Origin of the sequence: Flavobacterium psychrophilum DSM 3660 = ATCC 49418 (assembly GCF_002217405.1) — a bacterium.
Classification (GTDB): domain Bacteria; phylum Bacteroidota; class Bacteroidia; order Flavobacteriales; family Flavobacteriaceae; genus Flavobacterium; species Flavobacterium psychrophilum.
This window is the reverse complement of the sequence record NZ_MUHE01000025.1, coordinates 57,207-59,627: the sequence shown is the minus strand read 5'-3', so window position 1 is coordinate 59,627 and position 2,421 is coordinate 57,207. Positions and strand designations below refer to the sequence as shown.

Here is a 2,421-nt window from a genome sequence, read left to right as displayed (position 1 = left end):
AACTTTAAATGGTATTACTTATTTTTAAGATTCTATTAGTATAGAATTGGTAAATCTTGAAATCTTCGACTTCTCTAGAATTTAATATCGATCCTTCCGGTAAATGATCCTCTGAATCAGAAATTTTAACAGCCGTCAAATAACCTCCTTGCCCATCAGTATGTTTTGCTGGTGTTTTGTCTAATGACAGGTCAATATTTTTAAGGTTGTCTAAAAAACAAAATAATGATTTCCGTTAGCATTAAAATATTTATAAGACATTGCGCCTCTTTCAGCACCTACACTTCATTTTTAGGGTTTTTTTCATGATTCGTAAATCTTTTTTTATTAATAAAAACAGCTATAAGCCAACAAAAGTATCCCTTTGAAAATAAAAATAATAATGATTCCCTATTTATCTGTTTTATCCCCTTTGACACTGACTAACTTTACGTTATCTTTGCAGATTAAACACAATCGTGTTTAATAGAAATTTTGACCGATAAAGAAGATGAAGCATATTAGAAATTTTTGCATTATTGCACATATAGATCACGGAAAAAGCACCCTTGCCGACAGGCTTCTTGGCGCCACACAAACTGTTACTGCTCGTGAAGAAAAAGCACAGTTGCTAGACAACATGGACTTGGAACGGGAACGTGGTATTACTATAAAAAGTCATGCCATACAAATGGAATACACCTATCAAGGACAAGAATATATCTTAAATTTGATAGACACGCCTGGTCACGTAGATTTTTCCTACGAAGTTTCTCGATCTATAGCCGCTTGCGAAGGCGCATTACTTATTGTAGATGCTGCACAAAGTATTCAGGCACAAACCATTTCAAATTTATATTTGGCCCTCGAAAATGATTTAGAAATTATTCCTGTTTTAAATAAAGTCGATTTACCAAGCGCTAATCCAGAAGAAGTTTCGGACGATATTATCGATTTATTGGGTTGCAAACTAGAAGATATTATTCACGCTTCTGGAAAAACAGGTTTTGGTGTCGAAAATATTTTAGCTGCTATTATCGAGAAAATCCCTCACCCAAAAGGAAATATCGAGGAACCATTACAAGCTTTAATTTTCGATTCGCATTACAATCCGTTTCGTGGTATCGAAGTTATTTTTCGTGTAAAAAATGGTCAGATAAAGAAAGGTCAGAAAATAAAATTTATGGCCACTGGAAATGAATATTTCGCCGACGAAATTGGCACATTAAAACTAAATCAAGTTCCTAAAAATGTTATTTCTGCTGGCGATGTTGGGTATTTAATCTCAGGAATTAAAGAAGCTAAGGAAGTAAAAGTTGGGGATACCCTAACCGATGCAAAAACACCCACAACCAATATGATTGTTGGGTTTGAAGATGTAAAACCAATGGTTTTTGCAGGAATTTATCCCGTTGACACAGACGATTACGAAGAACTTCGTAACTCGATGGAAAAACTACAACTAAACGACGCTTCATTAGTTTTTGCTGCCGAAAGCTCTGCAGCATTAGGTTTTGGTTTCCGTTGCGGATTTTTAGGAATGTTGCACATGGAAATTATTCAAGAACGTTTAGAACGTGAGTTTAATATGACTGTAATTACTACAGTTCCCAACGTTTCTTACTTGGCTTATACCAAAAAAGAACCCGAAGTTGGCATGATCGTAAACAACCCTACTGATTTGCCAGAACCATCAAAACTAGACCGTGTTGAAGAACCATATATAAAAGCGACTATCATTACCAAAGCCGATTTCGTAGGAAACGTAATGGGATTATGTATCGAAAAACGTGGTGTAATTACCAATCAAACCTATCTAACTACAGAACGTGTCGAATTAAATTTCGACATGCCCTTGGCAGAAATTGTATTCGATTTTTATGACCGATTAAAAACCGTTTCTAAAGGATATGCCTCTTTTGACTACTCCCCTATTGGTATGAGAACTTCAAAATTAGTAAAACTTGATGTATTGTTAAATGCTACTTCGGTCGATGCCTTATCAGCATTAATACACGAAAGTAATGCGTACCACATTGGTAAAAAAATGTGTGAAAAACTAAAAGAACTCATCCCTCGTCAGCAATTTGACATTCCAATTCAAGCCGCAATTGGAGCAAAAATTATTGCTCGAGAAACCATAAAAGCCTTACGAAAAGATGTAACTGCAAAATGTTACGGTGGAGATATTTCTCGTAAACGTAAATTATTAGAAAAACAGAAAAAAGGTAAAAAGAGAATGCGTTTAGTAGGAAATGTAGAAATTCCGCAAGAAGCATTTATGGCCGTTTTGAAATTGAATGATTAGCCCTTAGACTTTTAAATAAAAGACGAATAAACAAACCCAATTGCGAAAGTGATTGGGTTTGTTGTTTAAATTATTTCACAAAGAATACACAAAAACAGTGAAATATTTATACCTATTTAGCTTTAAAAATACTG

1 protein-coding gene is annotated in these 2,421 nt (G+C 34.5%); it reads left to right on the top strand.

The window, feature by feature from the left end; translation table 11 throughout:
* The first annotated feature begins 490 nt into the window (after positions 1–490).
* Positions 491–2,287, top strand: coding sequence for a translation elongation factor 4 (gene lepA, locus B0A57_RS07230; RefSeq protein ID WP_011964332.1), 1,797 nt, complete (start codon positions 491–493; stop codon positions 2,285–2,287).
* Positions 2,288–2,421 lie beyond the last annotated feature (134 nt).